This is a genomic window from Pseudomonas sp. CIP-10 (assembly GCF_020911845.1).
GTDB lineage: Bacteria > Pseudomonadota > Gammaproteobacteria > Pseudomonadales > Pseudomonadaceae > Aquipseudomonas > Aquipseudomonas alloputida.
Map to the genome: position 1 here is coordinate 5,541,625 of NZ_CP087160.1, position 23,427 is coordinate 5,565,051.

The 23,427-nt window shown below is 64.3% G+C and carries 21 protein-coding genes; 14 read left to right on the forward strand and 7 right to left on the reverse strand.

Going from position 1 to position 23,427, the window contains the following annotated elements; all coding sequences use genetic code 11:
- Positions 1-16: 16 nt before the first annotated feature.
- From LMH93_RS24990 to LMH93_RS25000, 3 genes are all read left to right on the forward strand, one after another.
- Positions 17-508: a hypothetical protein gene (locus LMH93_RS24990; RefSeq protein ID WP_003249344.1), complete on the forward strand. Its 492-nt coding sequence runs from the start codon at positions 17-19 to the stop codon at positions 506-508.
- 79 nt (positions 509-587) lie between these two features.
- Entirely contained in the window at positions 588-1,994 is a 1,407-nt protein-coding gene (locus tag LMH93_RS24995) for an adenosylmethionine--8-amino-7-oxononanoate transaminase (RefSeq protein WP_004576720.1), read from the forward strand.
- Between the two features lie 148 nt (positions 1,995-2,142).
- Positions 2,143-2,862: a 16S rRNA (uracil(1498)-N(3))-methyltransferase gene (locus LMH93_RS25000; protein ID WP_019436737.1), complete on the forward strand. Its 720-nt coding sequence runs from the start codon at positions 2,143-2,145 to the stop codon at positions 2,860-2,862.
- Here the strand turns inward: LMH93_RS25000 and trhA are convergent, their stop codons facing one another.
- The 7 genes from trhA to LMH93_RS25035 form a co-directional block, all read right to left on the reverse strand.
- A complete protein-coding gene (gene trhA, locus LMH93_RS25005; RefSeq protein WP_010955556.1) occupies positions 2,863-3,480 on the reverse strand; it encodes a PAQR family membrane homeostasis protein TrhA in 618 nt (205 codons plus the stop codon).
- Positions 3,481-3,679: 199 nt separating this feature from the next.
- Positions 3,680-4,153: a chemotaxis protein CheW gene (locus tag LMH93_RS25010; RefSeq protein WP_003249336.1), complete on the reverse strand. Its 474-nt coding sequence runs from the start codon at positions 4,151-4,153 to the stop codon at positions 3,680-3,682.
- Positions 4,146-9,086, reverse strand: a complete 4,941-nt coding sequence (locus LMH93_RS25015; protein ID WP_230064714.1) for a hybrid sensor histidine kinase/response regulator — start codon at positions 9,084-9,086, stop codon at positions 4,146-4,148. Before LMH93_RS25015 ends, LMH93_RS25010 begins: the two co-directional genes overlap by 8 nt.
- A 12-nt stretch (positions 9,087-9,098) precedes the next feature.
- Positions 9,099-11,123 carry a methyl-accepting chemotaxis protein gene (locus LMH93_RS25020; RefSeq protein WP_223817433.1) on the reverse strand — a complete coding sequence of 675 codons (2,025 nt, stop codon included), beginning with the start codon at positions 11,121-11,123 and terminating at the stop codon, positions 9,099-9,101.
- 47 nt (positions 11,124-11,170) lie between these two features.
- Positions 11,171-11,725, reverse strand: a complete 555-nt coding sequence (locus LMH93_RS25025) for a chemotaxis protein CheW (protein WP_003249330.1) — start codon at positions 11,723-11,725, stop codon at positions 11,171-11,173.
- Positions 11,722-12,087 (reverse strand): twitching motility response regulator PilH, encoded by a 366-nt coding sequence (gene pilH / locus LMH93_RS25030; protein ID WP_014592657.1) that lies wholly within the window; start codon positions 12,085-12,087, stop codon positions 11,722-11,724. The genes LMH93_RS25025 and pilH overlap by 4 nt, the downstream gene beginning before the upstream one ends.
- A 47-nt stretch (positions 12,088-12,134) precedes the next feature.
- Complete coding sequence (locus LMH93_RS25035) at positions 12,135-12,536, reverse strand: response regulator (RefSeq protein WP_003249324.1); 402 nt, start codon at positions 12,534-12,536, stop codon at positions 12,135-12,137.
- A gap of 237 nt (positions 12,537-12,773) precedes the next feature.
- Between LMH93_RS25035 and gshB the strand changes: the two genes are divergently transcribed.
- The 11 genes from gshB to phaC all read left to right on the forward strand — a co-directional run bounded on the left by gshB (position 12,774) and on the right by phaC (position 23,423).
- Positions 12,774-13,727: a glutathione synthase gene (gshB, locus tag LMH93_RS25040; RefSeq protein ID WP_003249322.1), complete on the forward strand. Its 954-nt coding sequence runs from the start codon at positions 12,774-12,776 to the stop codon at positions 13,725-13,727.
- Positions 13,728-13,818: 91 nt separating this feature from the next.
- Positions 13,819-14,724, forward strand: a complete 906-nt coding sequence (locus LMH93_RS25045) for an energy transducer TonB (RefSeq protein WP_003249319.1) — start codon at positions 13,819-13,821, stop codon at positions 14,722-14,724.
- A 164-nt stretch (positions 14,725-14,888) separates the two neighbouring features.
- Positions 14,889-15,458 (forward strand): YqgE/AlgH family protein, encoded by a 570-nt coding sequence (locus LMH93_RS25050; protein ID WP_003249318.1) that lies wholly within the window; start codon positions 14,889-14,891, stop codon positions 15,456-15,458.
- Positions 15,458-15,883 (forward strand): Holliday junction resolvase RuvX, encoded by a 426-nt coding sequence (gene ruvX / locus LMH93_RS25055; protein ID WP_010955563.1) that lies wholly within the window; start codon positions 15,458-15,460, stop codon positions 15,881-15,883. Before LMH93_RS25050 ends, ruvX begins: the two co-directional genes overlap by 1 nt.
- A 49-nt stretch (positions 15,884-15,932) precedes the next feature.
- Positions 15,933-16,451, forward strand: a complete 519-nt coding sequence (gene pyrR, locus LMH93_RS25060; protein ID WP_003249313.1) for a bifunctional pyr operon transcriptional regulator/uracil phosphoribosyltransferase PyrR — start codon at positions 15,933-15,935, stop codon at positions 16,449-16,451.
- Positions 16,452-16,463: 12 nt separating this feature from the next.
- Positions 16,464-17,468: an aspartate carbamoyltransferase catalytic subunit gene (locus LMH93_RS25065; RefSeq protein WP_003249311.1), complete on the forward strand. Its 1,005-nt coding sequence runs from the start codon at positions 16,464-16,466 to the stop codon at positions 17,466-17,468.
- Positions 17,465-18,736, forward strand: coding sequence for a dihydroorotase (locus tag LMH93_RS25070; RefSeq protein WP_010955564.1), 1,272 nt, complete (start codon positions 17,465-17,467; stop codon positions 18,734-18,736). Before LMH93_RS25065 ends, LMH93_RS25070 begins: the two co-directional genes overlap by 4 nt.
- A gap of 244 nt (positions 18,737-18,980) precedes the next feature.
- Entirely contained in the window at positions 18,981-19,511 is a 531-nt protein-coding gene (gene hslV / locus LMH93_RS25075; protein WP_003249309.1) for an ATP-dependent protease subunit HslV, read from the forward strand.
- 76 nt (positions 19,512-19,587) lie between these two features.
- Complete coding sequence (hslU, locus tag LMH93_RS25080) at positions 19,588-20,931, forward strand: ATP-dependent protease ATPase subunit HslU (RefSeq protein WP_003249308.1); 1,344 nt, start codon at positions 19,588-19,590, stop codon at positions 20,929-20,931.
- Positions 20,932-21,097: 166 nt separating this feature from the next.
- Complete coding sequence (locus LMH93_RS25085; protein WP_003249306.1) at positions 21,098-21,475, forward strand: gamma-butyrobetaine hydroxylase-like domain-containing protein; 378 nt, start codon at positions 21,098-21,100, stop codon at positions 21,473-21,475.
- 268 nt (positions 21,476-21,743) lie between these two features.
- Positions 21,744-23,423 carry a class II poly(R)-hydroxyalkanoic acid synthase gene (phaC, locus tag LMH93_RS25090; RefSeq protein ID WP_003249304.1) on the forward strand — a complete coding sequence of 560 codons (1,680 nt, stop codon included), beginning with the start codon at positions 21,744-21,746 and terminating at the stop codon, positions 23,421-23,423.
- Positions 23,424-23,427: the final 4 nt, after the last annotated feature.

Below are 23,427 nucleotides of genomic sequence, written 5' to 3' on the forward strand. Positions count from 1 at the left end.
CCAGGGGGGGCTGCGCATGATCTTCGAGGAGCGTTTCAACCAAGTGGAGCGGCAGCTTCTGTTACACAGGCAGACACTTCGCACAGCCTCAGGCCTGAGCTTCCACGCCAGCAGCACGTCCTGGATCGGCTTTCACGAAGCCTTCAAGGGCGAGGACGGTACCGAGCTGGTCATTGGTGAACACAGCGAAATTTCGATTGCGTTCGCTCAAGAGGTCGAGTCCCTGCGGCTGGAATACTACGTAGTCAGCGACTTTCTGAGCGAAGACCTGCACATGTTGTTCGATGCCGAGAACATCGACTATGACCTGGTTGCGCCATCCCCTCGCATTTTTTACTGGCTCACCCTCGAAGGTAGCGGCTTCCGGGACGCTCGCCCGGGCCCGATCGCTACACACCCCTACTACCAGGTGATTGACGGCCCCTTTCGGCGCCTGACCATCTCCACCTCGCACGCCGGCACCGTGCATATCCGCAAGCTGGAATGGACCGGCACCCACCGCCATTGAACGGCAGCGGTTGTCCTGCCCTGCGGCATTGCTTAGGCTTACGCGGTCGAACCACGCCGCAAAGCCAGGAGAAGTGCCCATGGGCCTCAATGATCAGTGGATGCAACGCGACCTCAAGGTCCTGTGGCACCCCTGTACCCAGATGAAAGACCACGAGCAGCTGCCGCTGATCCCGATCAAGCGCGGCGAAGGCGTGTGGCTGGAAGACTTCGAGGGCAAACGCTATCTGGATGCGGTGAGCAGTTGGTGGGTCAACGTGTTCGGCCATGCCAACCCGCGCATCAACCAGCGCATCAAGGACCAGGTCGACCAGCTCGAGCACGTGATCCTGGCCGGTTTCAGTCATCAGCCAGTGATCGAGCTGTCCGAGCGCCTGGTCGCCATGACCCCGGCCGGTCTCGACCGGGTGTTCTATGCCGACAATGGCTCGTCGTGCATCGAGGTGGCGCTGAAGATGAGCTTCCACTACTGGCAGAACATCGGCAAACCGGACAAGAAGCGCTTCGTCACCCTGACCAACAGCTATCACGGCGAAACCATTGCCGCCATGTCGGTGGGTGATGTGCCGCTGTTCACCGAAACCTACAAGGCGCTGCTGCTCGACACCCTCAAGGTGCCAAGCCCTGACTGCTACCTGCGCCCCGAGGGCATGAGCTGGGAAGAGCACTCGCGCAACATGTTCCAGGCCATGGAGCAGACCCTGGCCGAACACCACGCCTCGATCAGCGCCGTGATCGTCGAGCCGCTGATACAGGGTGCCGGTGGCATGCGCATGTACCACCCGGTGTACCTCAAGTTGTTGCGCGAGGCCTGCGACCGCTACGACGTGCATCTGATCCATGACGAGATCGCCGTGGGCTTCGGCCGCACCGGCACGATGTTCGCCTGCGAGCAAGCCGGCATCCGCCCGGATTTCCTGTGCCTGTCCAAGGCCCTGACCGGCGGCTACCTGCCGCTGGCCGCCTGCCTGACCACCGACAAGGTGTACCAGGCGTTCTACGACGACTACCCGACACTGCGCGCGTTCCTGCACTCGCACAGCTACACCGGCAACCCGCTGGCGTGCGCTGCAGCGCTGGCGACCCTGGATATCTTCGAGCAGGACAACGTGATCGAGGCCAACAAGGCCCTGGCCACGCGCATGGCCACAGCCACTGCACATTTGGCCGATCATGCTCATGTTGCCGAAATACGCCAGACTGGCATGGCCCTGGCCATCGAAATGGTTCAAGACAAGGCAGGCAAGGTGGCCTACCCCTGGCAGGAGCGCCGTGGCCTGAAGGTGTTCGAGCACGCCCTGACCCGCGGCGCCCTGCTGCGACCGCTGGGCAGCGTGGTGTACTTCCTGCCGCCGTACGTGATCACCCCCGAGCAGATCGACTTCCTTGCCGAAGTGGCCAGCGAAGGCATTGATATCGCCACCCGCGACAGCATCAGTGTCGCAGTGCCGGCCAACTTCCACCCCGACTTCCGCGACCCGGGCTAGGCCCGGCAATTCGCCACACCACTTTTCCTGTGGGAGCGGGCGAGCCCGCGAACAAGGGCGAAGCCCTTGCCAGGCACCGCGGCGCCTGATTCGCGGGCACGCCCGCTCCCACAGGGGATCTGCGTCTCTCTATTTACCGAGCAAACCCATGAGACTGTCCCGCTTCTTCATCGACGCCCCCCTGAGCCTTGGCGAGCACGACCTGCCCGAGGCCCAGGCCCATTACATTGGCCGCGTGCTGCGCATGGCACCCGGCGACGCCGTGCAGCTGTTCGATGGCAGCGGCCAGGAATACCGTGGTCAGTTGCTCGAGGTGGGCAAGAAAACTGTCCGCGTCAGCCTTGACCAGGCCTTTGCCGGCCAGGCCGATTCACCGCTGCATGTGCACCTGGGCCAGGGCCTTTCCCGTGGCGAGCGCATGGACTGGGCGATCCAGAAGGCCACCGAGCTTGGTGCCAACGAAATCACTCCGATCGTCAGCGAGCGCTGCGAAGTGCGCCTGAAAGACGAGCGCGCCGACAAGCGCCTGGCCCACTGGCGCCAAGTGGCGATCAGCGCCTGTGAACAATGCGGGCGTTCTACCTTGCCCGTCATCCATCCACCCGTGACCCTGGCCGAATGGTTGAGCAGCACCAAGGCTGACCTGAAGCTGGTCCTGCACCCGGTGGCCGAGCCGCTCACCAGCCATGAAAAGCCCGCCACCCTGGCCTTCGTGATCGGCCCCGAAGGCGGCCTTAGCGAAGCCGAGGTCGAGCAGGCCAAAGCCGCCGGCTTCCACGCAGCACGCCTTGGCCCGCGCGTGCTGCGCACCGAGACCGCGCCGGTGGTGGCGCTGTCGGTGGCACAGCAGTTGTGGGGCGACTTTTAACTAGCGCACGTAGAGCGACACCGCCACGAAGTGCATCAGGCTGCCAGCGATGACGAACAGGTGCCAGATGCCATGCCAGTGGCGGAAACGGCTGTCGAAGGCGAAGAAAATGATGCCGACGGTGTAGAACACGCCGCCGGCAGCCAGCCAGGCGAAGCCTGCAGTGCCCAGCGAGTTCAGCAGCGGCTTGACTGCCACCAGCACGATCCAGCCCATTACCGCATAGATGATGATCGAAAGGATCCGCGCCTCGGAGCGCGGCTTGATCTCTTGCAACATGCCGATGATCGCCAGCCCCCAGACCACGCCGAACAGGCTCCATCCCCAAGGGCCGCGCAGGCTGACCAGGCAAAACGGCGTGTAGCTGCCGGCAATCAGCAGATAGATCGACAGGTGGTCGAGCTTGCGCATGATCACTTTCGCCCGCCCACGGGTGCTGTGGTACAGGGTGGAAATGCTGTACAGCAACAGCAGCGTGCCGCCGTAGATGGAGAAGCTGACGATCTTCCACGGGTCGCCTTGCAGGCCCGCAGCCACGATCAGCCAGATGGCACCAATAGCAGCGAGGACGGCACCGACCAGGTGGGTCCAGGCGTTGAAGCGTTCACCGTAATACATGCAAACACAGACCTCCTGAGGTGGGCTGGGTTCCTGTTGTGATGTTGATGGCTTCGCTCTTTGTGGGGCCTTGTGTCGCGAAAGGGGCGCGAAGCGGCCCCAGGTTGTCATTGCCACAGCATGAACCGCCGGGGCTGCTGCGCAGCCCTATCGCGACACAAATCCCCACCCCAGACGACCAGGCCCTGCGCCTCACATCCTAACCAAGATCAGGTTGCAGATCCGCGTCACGCACCAGCCTTTCCAAGGCGACCAGGTCCGGCACCCGCGCTACCTGCTCACCCACCTGCACCGCCGCCAGCTCCAACCTGCCCAGCGCCACATCCACGTAGTTCAGCTGGCTGTCGAGCTTGCACGAGCGCGGAATGTCCTGCAGCAACAGCGCCAGGTACCGCAAGCCGGTATCGCCCAAAGCATTGAGCACCACCACGCGAGCCCGCTCCCCGCACGGCGTCTCACCACCGCACGCGGCCTCGAAACCGATCAACGGCAGGCGTTGCTGACGCCAGTCAATCCACCCCAGGTGCCAGGCGGGGTCGCCATGCTGGCACACCAGGTTACGCTGCCCGCTCAACTCGGCCACCGCCACGTTGGGCAACACCAGCGTGCGGTCACCCAACGGTAGCAACAGCCCGGTCAGGCTGCTGCGCTGGCCGGAAATCAGTTCAAGCATGGGCCTGGCTCCAATGGGCGATGCTCTGCAACAGCAGCGACTCCTGGTACGGCTTGCCCAGGTATTCGTTGACGCCGATGGCCATGGCGCGGTCCCGGTGCTTCTGCCCGGTACGCGAGGTGATCATGATGATCGGCAAGTCTTTCAACCGTGCGTCACGGCGGATGCGTGTGGCCACCTCGAAGCCGTCCATGCGCGGCATTTCGATGTCCAGCAACAACACGTCGGGCCGGTGCTCTTCCAGCAGGGCCATGGCATCGACGCCATCCTTGGCCGTGAGCACGCTCATGCCGTGGCGCTCCAGCAGGCGGCTGGTGACCTTGCGTACGGTTACCGAATCGTCCACCACCATCACCAGCAAGGCACGGCGCGGTGCCGGGCCAAGCAACTGGCGTTGGCTACCGCCTCCGGGCAGGCGGGCCAGCCGTCGCTGCTGGCCGCGCAGCTGGCCCAGCAGGTCAAGAATCAGTACCACCCGGCCATCGCCCAGCAGTGTCGCCCCCGATAACCCGGCAACCGCGGCAAACTGCGGCCCCAGGCTTTTCACCACGATCTCACGGCTGGGCGACAGGTTGTCGGCCTGGATGGCGAACGACTGCTCCTTGGAATGCACCAGCAGCACCGGCAACGGCACACTTTGCCCCAGCAGCGCCGGGCGCGGCAGGCCTTGCAGCAACTCGCCCAGGTAGCGCAGCTCGTATTCGTGGCCGGCATAGACATAGCGCGGCGAGTCCAGCTGGTAGCACGCCGCAAGCTCGGCAGGTGGGACGCGGACAATGCCCTCGATGGTATTGAGCGGAATAGCGTATTGCTCTTCGCCCAGGTGCACCATCAGCGCACGGTTGATCGACACGGTGAACGGCAGGCGGATCAGGAAACGCGCCCCCTTGCCCGGCGCCGACTCGATACTCATCGAGCCACCCAGTTGCTTGACCTCCTCGTGCACCACATCCATGCCCAGCCCACGCCCGGAAATCTGGGTAATCTTTTCGGCGGTGGAAAAGCCTGGCCGCAGGATGAACTGCAGGATCTCGTGGTCACTCAACTGCGCCTGCGGGTCCAATAGGCCGCGCTTGATGGCCTTGCGCCGCACCGCTTCCAGTGGCACACCAGCACCATCATCCGTCATTTCGATGACGATATCGGCGCCCTCATGCAGCAAATTCAAGTGAATGGTGCCCTGCTCCGGCTTGCCGGCGGCCAGGCGCATTGCGCGGCTTTCCAGGCCGTGGTCAACGGCGTTGCGCAGCATATGCTCCAGCGGCGCCACCATACGTTCCAGCACGCTGCGGTCCAGTTCGCCCTCGGCATTGCCAACCACCAGTTCCACCTGCTTGCCCAGCTCGCTGGCCACCTGCCGCACCACGCGCTGCAAGCGCGGCACCAGGCGCTCGAACGGCACCATCAGGGTGGCAGTCAGGCCCTCCTGCAACTGGCTGTTCACCCGCGCCTGCTGCTGTAGCAGGCTGTAGGCCTCCTGAGCGCGCTGAGCCAGGGTCTCCTTCAGGTCCAGCAGGTCCGAGGCAGACTCGAAGAGGGCCCGTGACAGCTGCTGCAGCTGGGAGTGGCGGTCCATTTCCAGCGGGTCGAAGTCGTCATAGGCATCGCCTTCGAACTGCTGCCGGCTGGAGATTCGCCCCTGGGTCTCGACATCCAGACGCAGCAACTGATCACGCATGCGCTCGAGTGTGGTTTCCATCTCGTTGAGGGCGAACTGCGCGTCGTTGACCTGCTGCTCGATGCGCCCCCGGATGATCGAGTGCTCGCCGGCCAGATTACCCAGGTCGTCGAGCAGCTCGGCGTCGACCTTGACCATGTCACCCGGTGCCCGCTCTGGTGCTGCTGCCGGAACTTCGGCGGTTGCAGCTTCTGGCGGCCCCTGGCCTGCGGCAGTGTCTGTCAGTGCGGCGCTGCTGAAGTTGCGAATGTAGTCGATCAGCGCCGTGGCGGCATGCAGCGGCTGCCCCAGGCGCACAGCGTCAAGCATATGCGCCAGCCGGTCGTGGCAGTTCTGCAGCAGTGCGAACAGTGGCGCGCTTGGCGGCAATCTACCCGCAGCCAACAGCTCGTAGAGGAACTCCAGTTCGTGGGCCAGGTCGCCGATCGGGGTGATTTCGACCATGCGCGCCACGCCTTTGAGGGTGTGCAGGTCGCGCATCAGGTTGTCCACCTCGACGCTGCTGCGCGGGTCGGCCTGCCAGCGCGCCAGCGCCGCCGCGGCGCTCTCGACGATGTCCGAGCTTTCTTCCAGGAACACTTCCAGCAGCTCTTCGCCGGGGCTTTCCGGCGCCTCGGCAAGCGGCTCTGCCACCTGCGGCTGCAACGGCGGGTGTGGCAGCCCCAAGGTATCGGCCAGGTCCATGTCCGGGTGCAGCGGTGTGACCGTGTCGATGCCCACCAGGCCGGTGGCATCCGGCGCCAGGGCCTGGTCCAGCAGGTTGCGCAGGCTGTCGACCAGCTCCGGGCGCGGTGGAATATCCTGCCCGGCCGCCACCTCGTCCAGCATGTCCAGCAAGGCCTCATGGGCCCGCTGGGCCTGGCTGAAGAAGCGGGAATCGGCAGGCAGGCTGCCCTCCTCCACCGCGCCATACAGGTCCAGCAACGCCTCGCACACCTCATCCATCTGCCACAGGTCGGCCAGGTGCGCAGCGTGCCCCAGGGTGGTCATCTGGTCGAGCAGGTTATCCAGTGCGTCACGCTGGCCGGGCTGTTGCTGCCAGCGCGACAACAACGTCTCTGCATCGAGCAGAATGTCCATGGCCTGCGCCAGGAAGCTGGCGATCAACTGCGGATCACGCTTGCTGCGGCCGGCAGGGTGCGAGTCTTCATGCAGACTGGCCAGGCGGCCGTCCACGGCCTGGCCCACCTGCTCGATCAGTTCCGCGGCACCGGGAATGGCGGCCAGGGGCGTGCTATCGAGTTGCGCCAAGCCCAGATGGAACAACGACCGCGCAGCTTCCAGCCACTCCATCTCGGCCATTTGCAGTGGCAGTTGATGGCCCTTGTATTCACGGGCCAGGCGGTCGAAGGCGGTGGCCAGTTCGGCGACAGGCATCACACCGGCCATGGCGGCACTGCCTTTGAGTGTGTGCAAGGCACGCTGCAAGTCATCACTGACCGGCGTGTCGTGGCCGCCGGCGCTTTGCAGATAAACCTCAAGGCTGGCCAGATGGCCCTGCGCCTCGGTACGAAAAATGCCCAGCAACTGCGGATCGAGGCCATCGACACCGGCAGCCGCCGGGGCATCGTTTTCGGCCAGGCTGTGCAGGTGCCCGGCCAATTGCTCGATTTCAGTCAGTTGCGGCAACTGGCCGGCGGCAAAGTCGGCCAACAGGTCAGGCAGGTGAACGAACACCTGCTGCAGCGCTACAACCCCTTCCGGGCTGAGCACGCTGCGGCCCTCGAGCATCCGGTTCAGCAGGTGCTCGGCGCCCCAGGCCAGTTCAGCCACCGCCTCGGCATGCACCATGCGGCCGCTGCCTTTGAGTGTATGCAGCGCGCGACGCACTTCGCCCAGCGCCTCGCGCTGCTGGTTGTCGGCACGCCAGCGCAGCCAGTGGCGCTCGATTTCCGGCAGCAGCTCGCCCGCTTCATCAAGGAACACCTCGCGAAGCTCGTCATCGATGCCGTCGCCACTGCCGTCCAGGTCTGCGCTGGCCCCAACCACCGCGCACTGCACACCCAGCGCCGCCAAGCTGGCCCGCGCCATCTCGATAAAGGGTTGGCCATCGGCCAGCGGGTCGGCTGCCCGCCATTGCAGGTAGCATTCGGCAGCGCTCAGCGCCTCAGCCAAGTGCGTCAGCTCATCAACCGGCGGCTCTTCCTCCAGGTGCTGCAACCAACGCTGCACATAGCTTACGCAGCCGACAAACAGCTCGGCCACGGCGGGCAGCATCAACATGGCCAGTGCCCCGCGGATCTGCTGCAACAGCCCCGGCAAGGGTTGCAGGCGTTGCCGGGGCCAGTCGGACTCCAGGTAATCGCCGATCAGATCCTTGGCCTGCTGCAACACGTTCAGCGCTTCATGCAGCACCAGCTGGCGTATCTCCGCCAGGTCCGAGCCTGGCAGGCTGCCTTGGCCGCTTTCCTCCAAAGGGCCGACCATGCCGTTCAGGGAGGCCTCCACGTACAGCAGGGCCCCCGCCACGTCCATCAACACCGCGTCGTCCACCGCCCGCTCGCCCTGAGCCAATGCCTGCAACGCCAACACCTGGTCGATGATCACACGCCGCGGTTGCTGAAAGCCCAGTACCGCCAGGGTGTCAGCCACGTGGCGCAACGGTGCCAGCAGCGCATCGAGCTGCTCGCTGTGCTGACGGTCGCCGCGGCCGTACTGGTCCAGGCGCTCCTTGATGCGCATCAAGTCGTCGCACAGTGCAGTCACCACCGAACGCAGCGCATCGCGCCCCGACCCGGCCTGCAGCTGGTCACGCCAGTTGCCCAGCGACAGGTCGAGGTTGGCAAGGTCATCGTCACCCGCAAAGCGTTGGGCGGCACCGGTCATCAGGCTGGCCTGGGCCAGCGGTTCCTCCCCACGGCAGGCACGCAGCTGGTTGAGCAACGGCAGCATGACCAGTGGCAGGTCGTGGCGGGCACCGCGCAACCGCTCCAGGTACGAGGGCAACTGCTCCAGGCCGCGGAACAATGCGCCCAGGCAATCACCCCGGGGGCTGACCTGGCCGTCGGCCAATGCCTTGGCGAACAGCTCCAACTCCTCGGCCAGGCGCGTGGCGCCGCGCAGTTCGAGCATGCGCAGGCAGCCGTGCACCTGGTGCAGGTTGTCGACCACGAAAGCCATCATCGACAGGTCACCCGTCTCGCCGGCAAAGCGCTCCAGCGCCTGCCGTGCCTGGCCCAGGCAATCGAGGATGGCGGCCTTGGTCCAGGCCAGCGCCACTGTTTCGTGACGCTCGGGGCTTACTGCAGAAGCCATGGTCACTATTCCTTAACGCGGCTCGGTCGGTGGTGGCAGGGTGAAACCGGACACCGAACGGCGCATCTCGCTGGCCATGCGGGCCAAGTGGCGGATGCTGTCGGCGGTGGCACCGGAGCCGGCAGAGGTTTGCGCGGTAATCTGCTGGATCACCGCCATGGTGTGGGAGATCTGCCCGGCCGACGAGGTCTGCAACTGGGCAGCGTCGGAGATGCTGTGGATAAGGTCGGCGAGGTTCTGCGATACCCCTTCGATCTCGGCCAGCGCCACCCCGGCATCCTGGGCCAGGCGTGCACCACGCACCACTTCGGCAGTGGTCTGCTCCATGGAGATCACCGCTTCGTTGGTATCGGCCTGGATGGTACGCACCAGCGCCTCGATCTGGCGGGTGGCAGACGATGAGCGCTCAGCCAGGCGCTGCACCTCGTCGGCAACCACGGCAAATCCGCGGCCGGCCTCACCGGCCAGCGAGGCCTGGATAGCGGCGTTCAGGGCAAGAATGTTGGTCTGGTCGGCAATGTCGTCGATCAGGCTGACGATGTCGCCGATTTCCTGGGAGGACTCGCCCAGACGCTTGATCCGCTTGGCGGTGTCCTGGATCTGCTCGCGAATGTTGTCCATGCCGTTGATGGTGTTGTGCACCACCTCGTTGCCCTTGTTGGCGATGGCCACCGAACGCTCGGCCACCTTGGCCGATTCGTAAGCATGCGCCGAAACCCGATCGATCGACTCGACCATGTCACCCACCGCCTCGGACGCCTCGCTGATCTGTGCAGCCTGGTGCTCGGAGGCCTTGGCCAGCTGCCGCGCAGTGTTCTGCGTGTCCTGCACGGCGGCAGCGACCTGCATTGCACTGTGGTTGATGGTGGCGACCAGGTCGCGCAACTGGTCCACGGAATAGTTGATCGAGTCGGCAATGGCGCCGGTAAAGTCTTCAGTCACCGATACGGTCACCGTCAGGTCGCCATCTGCCAGCTCTTCGATTTCGTCGAGCAGGCGCATGATGGCCTGCTGGTTGCGTTCGTTCTTTTCTGCGGTCTCGCGCAGTTGGCGGTTGGTGGTGCGCACCATGACCAGGCCGATGAGGATGATCGAGGCCAGCGCCAGCAGCCCCAGGGCATAGCCGCCAACGGTGTCGAGGGTGCGCCCGCCAGCCAGGTTCTCGAAACCGTTCGCCAGGTGCGACGCTTCGTCGAGCAGGGTTTGCGAAAGGCTGAAGATGTTGCCCGCAGCCTCCCGCACACGGAACAGTTCGGGCGAGGTTTCGAGGATTTCATCCACCGAACCGGCAACAAACTGGAACAACTCGGCGATTTCGGCCAGCCGCGCACGCGCGTCGGCGTCCTCGACGCGGGTTATCTGGATTGTCGCATTGCCATTGAGCATGCCCTCCAGCACCTGGCCAAAGCGCCCGGCGTCACGGCCGAAGGCATCGGCCGCCTGGGCGGCGCTGTCGTCACCGGCCAGCACGGTGTTGACCGAGCCAAGGATGCGTTCGGCCAGCAACAGCTGGCGCTGGGCCACCGCAACCTGATTGGCCGGGGCACCGCTCTGCAGCAGGATCTCGACCACTTTTTCGTATTCCACCTGCAACTGCGGCACGGTCTCGGCCAGGGTCGCTGCCACCTGGTGCAGCGACAGCACGGTCTGCTCGCTGGCCAGGATGATGTCGGTGTTCTTGCGCAGGTTTTCCCAGTCGCGGCGTACCGATTCCATCTCGTCACGCACCGAAGGTGGCGCAGGCGGCAGGCCAGTGGACTTGTCACCCTGGCGCAGGTAGCCCCAGCGTCGTTCGAAATCATTGCGTGCATCCGACAGCAGCTTGAAAGCCAGGGCCTTGCCGGTGGCCGCCTCGGTGGCGTTCTTGGCGATACGCTGCGACAGCACGCGCAGCTCGCCGGCATGGCCGATGTACTGCTTGTCGTAGTTGGATTGGGTATTCAGGTAAGCAAAGTTGGCGAACAGCAAGATGATCGAAAGGATCAGGATCAGGAACAGCACGGTGATCTGCGCGATGCTGCGGGTACGTGGGCTCACGGTGGTGGCAGTGACGGGGGTGGCAGGCTTGTTCACGTTCGCAGGTCCTATAACGCCACATCGAGAAAGCCTGGCGCCTGGGCCAAGGCAAAGGGGCTGAAGATCGCCCAGTTACGTTCACGCGGAAAATACCCCTGCACAAAGCGCGCAGCGGCAAGGATCAGAGGCTGCGGCGGCGACAGCTGCAGGCTGTCGAGGGCAAAGTGCTGAAGGCCCAGCACCTCGTCGACCAGCAAGCCGACGAACAGGTCGTCGTGATCCAGCACCAGTACTCGCCGCTGCTTGCCCGGTGCCGCGTGGCCCAGGCCGAAGAAGCAGCTCAGGTCCATCACCGGCAACAGCCGGCCACGCAGGTTGGCCACCCCGCACACCCACGGCTGCACGCCGGGGACGCGGCTACTGCGCGGTTCGCGCAGCACCTCGGCCACTTCGCCCATGGGCGCGACGAACCACTGCCCGGCAATGCGAAAGCCAATGCCGCTCCACTGCTGCACGCGGTTGTCCTGCGGCGGCTGGTCGGCGACCAGCAGGCGGCAGCGCCGGTCGATGTCCAGCAATAACTCAAAGGCGGTCAGCGACGCGCCTTGCGGGCGGGTGGTCAAGCCCCCAGCACTTCTTTGAGCTTGGCGATCAGCGCCTCCTCTTCCACCGGTTTGGTCAGGAAGTCACGGGCACCCTGGCGCGTGGCCCAGATACGGTCGGTTTCCTGGTCCTTGGTGGTTACCACGATCACTGGAATAGCGCTGGTTTCCGGGTCCTTGCTGAGCTGGCGGGTGGCCTGGAAGCCGTTCATGCCAGGCATGACAATGTCCATCAGCACCGCGTCGGGCTTGTCCTGCCGGGCCAGGGCCACGCCGTCGGCACCGTTGCTGGCCTTGAGCACCTGGTAGCCGTGCTTTTCCAGCCATTCGGTCAATCTGTACATCTCTGTCGGCGAGTCGTCGACAATCAGAACTCGGGCCATGCTGTTTCCCCATCAGGAAAGTAGGACCGCGCCATGGCGGGGCTCGGTCAGGGTGCGTGTTGTTGAGGTGTGGCGAACCCGGGCACATGGGCGCGGATCGCATCGAGCAGTTCTTCCTTGCTGAACGGTTTGGTCAGGAACTGATCGGAACCGACCACCCGGCCGCGGGCCTTGTCGAACAGCCCATCGCGGGACGACAGCAGGATAACCGGGGTGTCCTTGAAGGCACTGTTGTGCTTGATAACCGCGCAGGTCTGGTAGCCGTCCAGGCGTGGCATCAGCACATCGACAAAAATGATGCTGGGCTGATGGTCGACGATCTTGGCCAGGGCATCGAAGCCATCGCTGGCGGTGATTACCTCGCAGCCCGCTTCACCGAGCAACATCTGCGCGGTGCGGCGGATCGTGCGGGAATCGTCGATCACCATCACCTTCAGGGGTTGTTCCATAGACGCCTACCAATAGGATTGAAGCCGCAAGTTGCAGCGGCAAGCTGCAAGAAAGCAGCTCGGCGCATGGATGCTCTTTTCTTGAGGCTTGTAGCTCAAGGCTTGCAGCTGCATTTTTAGCACACTCCGGGTGGCCATTCCATCTGCCGCGCCCCTTGACCGGCGGCGTTCCCGGCGCCACCCTGAGCCACTTTTCTTTCGATCCACCGCGGCCACCTGCCGCCAAGAGGACCCCCCATGAGCGTTCGCCTCGGCATTGTAATGGACCCCATCGCGTCCATCTCCTACAAGAAGGACAGCTCGCTGGCCATGCTGCTGGCCGCCCAGGCACGCGGCTGGAGCTTGTTCTACATGGAACAGCAAGACCTGTACCAGGGCGAAGGCAAGGCCCGCGCCCGCATGCGCCCGCTGACGGTGTTTGCCGACCCTGCACGCTGGTTCGAACTGGGCGAGGAGCAGGACAGCCCGCTGGCCGAGCTGGACGTGATCCTGATGCGCAAGGACCCGCCCTTCGACATGGAGTTCGTCTACAGCACTTACCTGCTGGAACAAGCCGAGAACGACGGCGTACTGGTGGTAAACCGCCCGCAAAGCCTGCGCGACTGCAACGAGAAGATGTTCGCCACGCTGTTCCCGCAATGCACCACCCCGACCCTGGTCAGCCGCCGCCCGGACATCCTTCGCGAATTCACCGCCAAGCATGCCGACGTGATCCTCAAGCCACTGGATGGCATGGGCGGTACGTCGATCTTCCGTCACCGGGCGGGCGACCCCAACCTGTCGGTGATCCTGGAAACCCTGACCGCACTGGGCACCCAGCAGATCATGGCCCAAGCCTACCTGCCGGCAATCAAGGACGGCGACAAGCGCATCCTGATGATCGATGGCGAGCCAGTGGACTATTGCCTGGCACGCATTCCGGCCAGCGGCGAAACCCGTGGCAACCTGGCCGCGGGCGGGCGTGGCGAAGCCCGCCCACTGACCGAGCGCGACCGCTGGATCGCCGCCCAGGTCGGCCCGACGCTGCGCGAGAAGGGCCTGCTGTTCGTTGGCCTGGACGTGATCGGCGACTACCTCACCGAAATCAACGTCACCAGCCCCACCTGTATCCGCGAGATCGATGCCGCCTACAACACCGATATCGGTGGCAAGCTGATGGATGCCATTGATCGCAAGCTCAAAGCACGCTGACAGCCAACGCGAAGTAAAGCCGTAGAGTGGGGTATGATGCCGGTCCTATTCGACTGAGCTGCTGCCCCGCCCTGCGGTTGCTGGATACCTGATGACGCTGCCCGCTGACGTCCCTGCCGACCTGCTGCCTCCCCGTGTTCGCCCTGCGGACCGGCTTGGCTTCACCCTGTTCCTGGCTGCGCTGGTGCACCTGGCGCTGATCCTTGGCGTCGGCTTCACCGTGGTCAAGCCTGCCGAAATCCGCCACACCATGGACATCACCCTGGCCACCTTCAAGAGCGAGAAACCGCCCGAGAAGGCTGACTTCCAGGCCCAGGACAACCAGCAAGGCAGCGGCACCCTGGACAAGAAAGCGGTGCCCAAGACCACCGAGCTGGCGCCGTTCCAGGACAGCAAGATCAACAAAATCACCCCACCGCCTGCGGCCAGGCCCGAGGTGGTACCACCCCCTACCCCGAAAAAGTCGGCGGTGGTGACTACTGCGCCCAAGCCGCACAAGGTCGAACCCAAACCCAAGGAAAGCAAAGCACAGCCCAAGCCAGCCACACCGACGCCGGACTTCGACAGCTCGCAGTTGTCCAGCCAGATCGCCAGCCTGGAAGCGGAGCTGTCCAACGAACAGCAGATGTACGCCAAGCGCCCGCGCATCCATCGCCTGAACGCCGCGTCGACCATGCGCGACAAGGGCGCCTGGTACAAGGAAGAGTGGCGCAAGAAGGTCGAGCGCGTGGGTAACCTCAACTACCCCGATGAAGCACGCCGACAGCAGATCTACGGCAACTTGCGCATGATGGTGTCGATCAACCGCGATGGCTCGCTGTACGAGGTGCTGGTGCTGGAATCGTCCGGGCAGCCCGTGCTGGATCAGGCGGCGCAGCGCATCGTGCGGCTGGCCGCGCCTTTTGCACCGTTTACCGGTGATCTGGCCGAGTTCGACCGGCTGGAGATCATCCGCACCTGGCGCTTTGCCCGTGGGGACCGTTTGTCCAGTAATTGAGTTCAGCCTTGGTGTAGGGCTTTCGGTGCGTGCTAGCGCGGATATCGAGCGCCGCGCGGGCGGCGCTCGATCTCAAAAGCGCCAAAAACCTCAAGCCAAGCGCCAACCTGACGACACAAATCCGCACCTTGTCAGTCTCGCCACCTGGCGCCACACTATCCCCCATGAAAACCCTCGCACCCAGCTACCTCAAGCACCAGTTCCTGATCGCCATGCCGCACATGGCCGATCCGAACTTCGCCCAGACCCTCACGTATATCGTCGAGCACAATGAGCATGGCGCCATGGGCCTGGTGGTCAACCGACCACAGGAACTGAGCCTGGCCGACATCCTCGAGCAACTGCGCCCGGACGAAACGCCGCCGGCCAGCACCTTGCAGGTGCCGATCTACCAGGGTGGCCCGGTACAAACCGACCGCGGCTTCGTGCTGCACAGCAGCGAGTGCAGTTTCCAGGCCAGCGTGGCGCTGGAAGGGCTGTCGCTGACCACGTCACAGGACATATTGCTGGCTATCGCCGCCGGTGTGGGCCCGAAACAGAGCCTGATCACCTTGGGCTATGCCGGTTGGGAAGCGGGCCAACTGGAAGCGGAACTGGCCGACAACGCCTGGCTGAACTGCCCGTTCGACCCGGAAATCGTCTTCGGCATGGCCAGCGACCTGCGCCTTGAGGCTGCGGCCGCCAGCCTGGGGATCAACCTGCACCTGCTGACCAGCCAGGCGGGCCACGCCTGATGGCTGATCTACGCCTGCTGCTGGGCTTCGACTATGGCAGCAAACAGATCGGCGTGGCCGTCGGCCAGGTGATTACCGGCCAGGCCCGCGAACTGTGCACCCTGAAGGCGCAGAACGGCGTACCGGACTGGGCCCAGGTGGAAAAGCTGATTGCCGAATGGAAGCCAGATGCCATTGTCGTAGGCCTGCCGCTGAACATGGACGGTACGCCCAGCGAGATGAGCGCCCGCGCCGAAAAGTTCGCCCGCCGCCTGAACGGCCGCTTCAACCTGCCCGTGCACACGCACGACGAGCGCCTGACCACCTTCGAGGCCAAAGGCGAGCGCATGGCCCGTGGCGGCCAGCGTGGCAGCTACCGCGACAATCCGGTCGATGCCATTGCCGCTGCCTTGCTGCTGCAAGGCTGGCTGGAGGCCAATACCTGATCATCTTTGCCGCCGGGTCCACCCGGCGCCCCCTTCCAAGGAGCCCGCAATGAGCCTACCCAATCCCGCCGAGCTGATCCGGCAGATGGCTGTCGACCTTCGTGCCCACCTGGCGCGCCGGGCAATCACCGAGCCCCGTTACATCGGTATCCGCACCGGCGGCGTCTGGGTTGCCCAGGCCCTGCAGGATGCCATGGGCGACACCAGCCCAATGGGCACCCTGGACGTGTCGTTCTACCGCGACGACTTCAGCCAGAACGGCCTGCACCCACAAGTGCGCCCGTCCGAGTTGCCGTTCGAAGTCGAAGGCCAGCACCTGGTGCTGGTGGATGACGTGCTGATGAGCGGTCGTACCATCCGCGCGGCGCTCAACGAACTGTTCGATTACGGCCGCCCGGCCAGCGTCACCCTGGTCTGCCTGCTGGACCTGGATGCCGGCGAACTGCCGATTCGCCCGAACGTGCTCGGCGCCACCCTGTCGCTGGGCGCCCATGAACGGGTAAAATTGACCGGACCCGCACCGCTCGCCCTCGAGCGCCAGGACCTCGCCTCCGCTTCCGCCCTTTAAGAGTCCCCCGCGATGACGCCAATCGACGCCAAGCGCCCGCTGCAGCTCAATGATCAGGGCCAGCTGCGCCACTTCCTCTCGCTTGACGGTTTGCCTCGCGAACTGCTCACCGAGATCCTCGACACCGCCGACTCCTTCCTGGAAGTCGGTGCCCGGGCTGTGAAAAAAGTCCCGTTGCTGCGCGGCAAGACTGTGTGCAACGTGTTCTTCGAGAACTCGACCCGTACCCGTACCACCTTCGAACTGGCAGCCCAGCGCCTGTCGGCCGACGTGATCAGCCTGAACGTGTCGACCTCCTCGACCAGCAAGGGCGAAACCCTGTTCGACACCCTGCGCAACCTCGAAGCCATGGCCGCCGACATGTTCGTCGTACGCCACTCCGACTCCGGCGCCGCGCACTTCATCGCCGAGCACGTGTGCCCGGAAGTGGCCGTGATCAACGGCGGTGACGGCCGCCACGCGCACCCTACCCAGGGCATGCTCGACATGCTCACCATCCGCCGTCACAAAGGCAGCTTCGAAAACCTGTCCGTGGCGATCGTCGGCGACATCCTGCACTCGCGTGTGGCCCGTTCCGACATGCTCGCGCTCAAAGCGCTGGGTTGCCCGGACATCCGTGTGATCGGGCCGAAAACCCTGATCCCGATCGGTATCGAGCAGTACGGCGTAAAGGTCTACACCGACCTCGCCGAAGGCCTGAAAGACGTCGACGTGGTGATCATGCTGCGCCTGCAGCGTGAGCGCATGGCCGGTGGCCTGCTGCCCAGTGAAGGCGAGTTCTACCGCCTGTTCGGCCTGACGACCGCGCGCCTGGCCGGGGCCAAGCCTGACGCCATCGTCATGCACCCGGGCCCGATCAACCGTGGCGTAGAAATCGAGTCGGCGGTAGCCGATGGCAAGCACTCGGTGATCCTCAACCAGGTCACCTACGGTATCGCCGTGCGCATGGCCGTGCTGTCCATGGCCATGAGCGGGCAGAACGCGCAACGTCAATTGGACCAGGAGAACGCCCAGTGACCATCAGTATTCTTGGCGCCCGGGTGATCGACCCCAACAGCGGCCTGGACCAGGTCACCGACCTGCACCTGGACGGCGGCCGCATTGTCGCCATCGGCGCCGCACCGGCCGGTTTCAGCGCCAGCCGCACGATCCAGGCTGATGGCCTGGTCGCTGCGCCCGGCCTGGTCGACCTGGGCGTGTCCCTGCGCGAGCCGGGTTACAGCCGCAAAGGCAACATCGCCAGTGAAACCCGCGCTGCCGTTGCCGGCGGTGTCACCAGCCTGTGCTGCCCGCCACAGACCAAGCCGGTGCTGGACACCTCGGCGGTAGCCGAACTTATTCTTGACCGCGCCCGTGAAGCCGCCAACAGCAAGGTCTACCCGGTCGGCGCCCTGACCAAGGGCCTGGAGGGCGAGCAACTGGCCGAACTGGTGGCCCTGCGTGACACCGGTTGCGTAGCGTTTGGCAACGGCCTGAAGGAAATCCCCAACAACCGTACCCTGGCCCGCGCCCTGGAGTATGCCGCCACCTTCGACCTGACGGTGGTGTTCCACTCCCAGGACCGCGACCTGGCCCAGGGCGGCCTGGCCCACGAAGGTGCCATGGCCAGCTTCCTCGGCCTGCCGGGCATCCCGGAGAGCGCCGAAACCGTGGCCCTGGCGCGCAACCTGCTGCTGGTGGAACAGAGCGGTGTGCGTGCGCACTTCAGCCAGATCACCAGCGCCCGTGGCGCGCGGCTGATCGCCCAGGCCCAGGCCTTGGGCCTGCCTGTGACCGCCGATGTAGCGCTGTACCAGCTGATCCTCACGGACGAGTCGCTGCGCGAGTTCTCCAGCCTGTACCACGTGCAGCCGCCGCTGCGCACCGCTGCCGACCGTGACGGATTGCGCGAGGCGGTGAAGTCGGGGGTGATCCAGGCCATCTCCAGCCACCACCAGCCGCACGAGCGCGACGCCAAGCTGGCCCCGTTCGGCGCCACCGAGCCGGGTATCAGCAGCGTCGAGTTGCTGCTGCCACTGGCCATGACCCTGGTGCAAGACGGCCTGCTCGACCTGCCGACCTTGCTGGCCCGCCTGAGCAGCGGCCCGGCTGCCGCCCTGCGCCTGCCGGCTGGGGAGCTGAAAGTGGGTGGCGCGGCCGACCTGGTGCTGTTCGACCCGCAAGCGTCCACCGTTGCTGGCGAACAATGGTTCTCCCGTGGCGAGAACTGCCCGTTCATCGGCCACTGCCTGCCAGGTGCGGTGCGTTATACCTTGGTCGATGGGCACATCTGCCACGAGGCATGAGTAACGCCTGTGGGAGCGGCCTTGTGTCGCGATAGGGCCGCAAAGCGGCCCCTGCAATCTATGCATGATGCCGAGATCCTGGGGCCGCTGCGCGGCCCTTTCGCGACGCAAGGCCGCCACACATTGACCGCCTGCAACCTTTAGCCTGCACCAACCATTCATCCCCCCCGGTTGAAATCCTTCCCCCCACCCCCATATGAGTCTGCATCAGGCACTTTCGCCCCGCTGCGTGGAGACTCTCCCCTTGACCACAATCGTTTCTGTCCGCCGTAACGGCAAAGTCGTCATGGGCGGCGACGGCCAGGTATCCCTTGGCAACACCGTGATGAAAGGCAACGCCAAGAAGGTGCGCCGCCTGTACCACGGCCAGGTCATCGCGGGCTTCGCCGGCGCCACTGCCGACGCCTTCACCCTGTTCGAGCGCTTTGAAGGTCAGCTGGAAAAACACCAGGGCCACCTGGTACGCGCCGCCGTCGAGCTGGCCAAGGAATGGCGTACCGACCGCTCCCTGAGCCGCCTGGAAGCCATGCTGGCCGTGGCCAACAAGGATGCATCCCTGATCATCACCGGCAACGGTGACGTGGTCGAACCCGAAGATGGCCTGATCGCCATGGGTTCCGGCGGCGCCTATGCCCAGGCCGCAGCCCGTGCCCTGCTGAACAAGACCGACCTCTCGGCCCGCGAAATCGCCGAGACCGCCCTGAACATCGCCGGCGACATCTGCGTGTTCACCAACCACAACCTGACCATCGAGGAGCAGGACCTGGCCGACTGATTCAGCTGTTCTGGCGCCCCTTCCCGGTGAAGGGGCTTTTCCACGCTGACTCACCTGCCCAAGGACCGTATTGATCATGTCCATGACCCCCCGCGAGATCGTCCACGAACTCAACCGCCACATCATCGGCCAGGACGACGCCAAGCGCGCCGTGGCCATTGCCCTGCGCAACCGCTGGCGGCGCATGCAGCTCCCAGCCGAGCTGCGTGCCGAAGTCACCCCCAAGAACATCCTGATGATCGGCCCTACCGGAGTCGGCAAGACCGAAATCGCCCGCCGGCTGGCCAAACTGGCCAACGCGCCGTTCCTCAAGGTCGAAGCCACCAAGTTCACCGAAGTGGGCTACGTGGGCCGCGACGTCGAGTCGATCATCCGTGACCTGGCCGATGCCGCGTTGAAGATGCTGCGCGAGCAGGAAATCATCCGCGTGCGCCACCGCGCTGAAGACGCCGCCGAAGACCGCATCCTCGACGCCCTGCTGCCCCAGGCACGCGTCACCAGCTTCAGCGAAGAAGCCGCGCAGACCAGCAGCGACTCCAACACCCGCCAGCTGTTCCGCAAGCGCCTGCGCGAAGGCCAGCTGGACGACAAGGAAATCGAGATTGAAGTGGCCGATGCCGTCGGTGTCGAAATTGCTGCGCCGCCCGGCATGGAAGAAATGACCAACCAGCTGCAGAGCCTGTTTGCCAACATGGGCAAGGGCAAGCGCAAAGCGCGCAAGCTGAAGGTGAAAGAAGCGCTGAAGATGGTTCGCGATGAAGAAGCGAGCCGCCTGGTCAACGAGGAAGAACTCAAGGCCAAGGCCCTGGAAGCGGTCGAACAGCACGGCATCGTGTTCATCGACGAAATCGACAAGGTTGCCAAGCGCGGCAACGTTGGCGGCGCCGATGTGTCCCGTGAAGGCGTGCAGCGCGACCTGCTGCCGCTGATCGAAGGCTGCACCGTCAACACCAAGCTGGGCATGGTCAAGACCGATCACATTCTGTTCATTGCCTCGGGTGCATTCCACCTGAGCAAGCCGAGCGACCTGGTGCCCGAGCTGCAAGGCCGCCTGCCGATTCGTGTCGAGCTGAAGGCGCTGACCCCGGAAGACTTCGAGCGTATCCTGCAGGAGCCGCACGCGTCGCTGACCGAGCAGTACCAGGCATTGCTGAAGACCGAAGGCCTGAACATCGAGTTCCTCGCCGACGGCATCAAGCGCCTGGCCGAGATTGCCTACCAGGTCAACGAGAAGACCGAAAACATCGGTGCCCGCCGCCTGCACACCCTGCTCGAGCGTTTGCTCGAAGAAGTGTCGTTCAGTGCGGGCGACCTGGCCAGCACCCATGACGAAGCGCCGATCCAGATCGACGCGGCGTATGTGAACAGCCACCTGGGTGAGCTGGCACAGAACGAAGACCTGTCGCGTTACATCCTGTAAGACCGGTTTCGACAGTTTCGCGGGCAAGCCCGCTCCTGCACATGTCACCCCATCCCTTGGGCCTGTGGTGATCCGTGCAGGGGCGGGCTTGCCCGCGAAGAGGCCCTTGAATCCCTCCCCCATAAGCTGGAAGCTGTGCTTCATCAGCTCCCGAGAGATTCTGCCCATGGCCCGCCTGCCTACCGCCATCAACCTGCACAAAGCCTCCAAAACCCTCAGCCTCACCTACGCGCCCGGCGAGGTCTACCACCTGCCCGCCGAGTTCCTGCGCGTGCACTCTCCCTCCGCCGAGGTCCAGGGCCACGGCAACCCCATCCTGCAGTTCGGCAAGATCAACGTCGGCCTCAGTGGCCTGGAACCTGCCGGCCAATATGCACTGAAACTGACCTTCGACGACGGCCATGACAGCGGCTTGTTCACCTGGGAATACCTTGAGCAACTGTGCCTGCGCCAGGAACAACTGTGGGCGGAATACCTCGACGAGTTGCACAAGGCCGGCAAATCTCGCGACCCAGCCGAATCTGTGGTCAAGCTCATGCTCTAGCGCAAGGCCTGAGGGGTTTAGAGCGCATTTTCTAAATTCATCTGTTTGAATGACTTGCAGACAGCCCAGTGAAGGGCTGTCTTGCGCATTACACGAAAGTCGGGTAACCAATGGGTGTGGCAAGTTCCCTGCATCACTTTGCAGGTCGTCAGCACCCACGCAGCACCGCTGTTCCTTATCACTGGTCACCCGAGTAGCAGTACCGGGCTCAGGGCTGTGCACCCACCACAGCAACCGGTACTCGTCTCAGGACAACGGAGCGTCGTAGATGAGTAACAAGAACAACGATGAGCTGCAGCGGCAGGCCTCGGAAAACACCCTGGGGCTGAACCCGGTCATCGGCATCCGCCGCAAGGACCTGTTGAGCTCGGCACGCACCGTGCTGCGCCAGGCCGTGCGCCAACCGCTGCACAGCGCCAAGCATGTGGCTCACTTTGGCCTGGAGCTGAAGAACGTGTTGCTGGGCAAATCCAGCCTGGCCCCGGACAGCGACGACCGTCGCTTCAATGACCCGGCCTGGAGCAACAACCCGCTGTACCGTCGCTACCTGCAAACCTACCTGGCCTGGCGCAAGGAGCTGCAGGACTGGGTGAGCAGCAGCGACCTGTCCCCCCAGGACATCAGCCGCGGCCAGTTCGTCATCAACCTGATGACCGAGGCCATGGCGCCGACCAATACCCTGTCCAACCCGGCTGCGGTCAAACGCTTCTTCGAAACCGGCGGCAAGAGCCTGCTCGATGGCCTGTCCAACCTGGCCAAGGACATGGTCAACAACGGCGGCATGCCCAGCCAGGTGAACATGGATGCCTTCGAAGTGGGCAAGAACCTGGGCACCAGCGAAGGCGCGGTGGTGTACCGCAACGATGTGCTGGAACTGATCCAGTACAGCCCCATCACCGAGCAGGTGCATGCCCGTCCGCTGCTGGTGGTGCCACCGCAGATCAACAAGTTCTACGTGTTCGACCTCAGCCCGGAAAAGAGCCTGGCGCGCTTCTGCCTGCGCTCGCAGCAGCAGACCTTCATCATCAGCTGGCGCAACCCGACCAAGGCCCAGCGCGAATGGGGCCTGTCCACCTACATCGATGCGCTGAAAGAAGCCGTCGACGCGGTGCTGTCGATTACCGGCAGCAAGGACTTGAACATGCTCGGCGCCTGCTCCGGCGGCATCACCTGTACCGCACTGGTGGGCCACTATGCCGCCATTGGCGAGAACAAGGTCAACGCCCTGACCCTGCTGGTCAGCGTGCTGGACACCACCATGGACAACCAGGTTGCATTGTTTGTCGACGAGCAGACCTTGGAGGCCGCCAAGCGCCACTCTTATCAGGCGGGCGTGCTGGAAGGCAGCGAAATGGCCAAGGTGTTCGCCTGGATGCGCCCCAACGACCTGATCTGGAATTACTGGGTTAACAACTACCTGCTCGGCAATGAGCCCCCCGTGTTCGACATCCTGTTCTGGAACAACGACACCACGCGCCTGCCGGCCGCCTTCCACGGCGACCTGATCGAAATGTTCAAAAGCAACCCGCTGACCCGCCCCGATGCCCTGGAAGTATGCGGCACCGCGATCGACCTGAAACAGGTCAAATGCGACATCTACAGCCTCGCCGGCACCAACGACCACATCACCCCATGGCCGTCATGCTACCGCTCGGCACATCTGTTCGGTGGCAAGATCGAATTCGTACTGTCCAACAGCGGGCATATCCAGAGCATCCTCAACCCGCCGGGCAACCCGAAGGCACGTTTCATGACCGGTGCCGACCGCCCGGGGGACCCGGTGGCCTGGCAGGAAAACGCCACCAAGCATGCAGACTCCTGGTGGTTGCACTGGCAAAGTTGGCTGGGCGAGCGTGCCGGCGCGCTGAAAAAGGCACCGACCCGCCTGGGCAACCGTGCCTACGCGGCCGGCGAAGCCTCCCCAGGCACCTACGTTCACGAGCGTTGAGTTA

Bases quoted from the DNA above. Each gene is read 5' to 3' on its own strand.
- LMH93_RS24990 (WP_003249344.1), top strand. From the start codon at position 17: ATGATCTTCGAGGAGCGTTTCAACCAAGTGGAGCGGCAGCTTCTGTTA.
- LMH93_RS24995 (WP_004576720.1), top strand. From the start codon at position 588: ATGGGCCTCAATGATCAGTGGATGCAACGCGACCTCAAGGTCCTGTGG.
- LMH93_RS25000 (WP_019436737.1), top strand. From the start codon at position 2,143: ATGAGACTGTCCCGCTTCTTCATCGACGCCCCCCTGAGCCTTGGCGAG.
- trhA (WP_010955556.1), bottom strand. From the start codon at position 3,480: ATGTATTACGGTGAACGCTTCAACGCCTGGACCCACCTGGTCGGTGCC.
- LMH93_RS25010 (WP_003249336.1), bottom strand. From the start codon at position 4,153: ATGCTTGAACTGATTTCCGGCCAGCGCAGCAGCCTGACCGGGCTGTTG.
- LMH93_RS25015 (WP_230064714.1), bottom strand. From the start codon at position 9,086: ATGGCTTCTGCAGTAAGCCCCGAGCGTCACGAAACAGTGGCGCTGGCC.
- pilH (WP_014592657.1), bottom strand. From the start codon at position 12,087: ATGGCCCGAGTTCTGATTGTCGACGACTCGCCGACAGAGATGTACAGA.
- LMH93_RS25035 (WP_003249324.1), bottom strand. From the start codon at position 12,536: ATGGAACAACCCCTGAAGGTGATGGTGATCGACGATTCCCGCACGATC.
- gshB (WP_003249322.1), top strand. From the start codon at position 12,774: ATGAGCGTTCGCCTCGGCATTGTAATGGACCCCATCGCGTCCATCTCC.
- LMH93_RS25045 (WP_003249319.1), top strand. From the start codon at position 13,819: ATGACGCTGCCCGCTGACGTCCCTGCCGACCTGCTGCCTCCCCGTGTT.
- LMH93_RS25050 (WP_003249318.1), top strand. From the start codon at position 14,889: ATGAAAACCCTCGCACCCAGCTACCTCAAGCACCAGTTCCTGATCGCC.
- ruvX (WP_010955563.1), top strand. From the start codon at position 15,458: ATGGCTGATCTACGCCTGCTGCTGGGCTTCGACTATGGCAGCAAACAG.
- pyrR (WP_003249313.1), top strand. From the start codon at position 15,933: ATGAGCCTACCCAATCCCGCCGAGCTGATCCGGCAGATGGCTGTCGAC.
- LMH93_RS25065 (WP_003249311.1), top strand. From the start codon at position 16,464: ATGACGCCAATCGACGCCAAGCGCCCGCTGCAGCTCAATGATCAGGGC.
- hslU (WP_003249308.1), top strand. From the start codon at position 19,588: ATGTCCATGACCCCCCGCGAGATCGTCCACGAACTCAACCGCCACATC.
- LMH93_RS25085 (WP_003249306.1), top strand. From the start codon at position 21,098: ATGGCCCGCCTGCCTACCGCCATCAACCTGCACAAAGCCTCCAAAACC.
- phaC (WP_003249304.1), top strand. From the start codon at position 21,744: ATGAGTAACAAGAACAACGATGAGCTGCAGCGGCAGGCCTCGGAAAAC.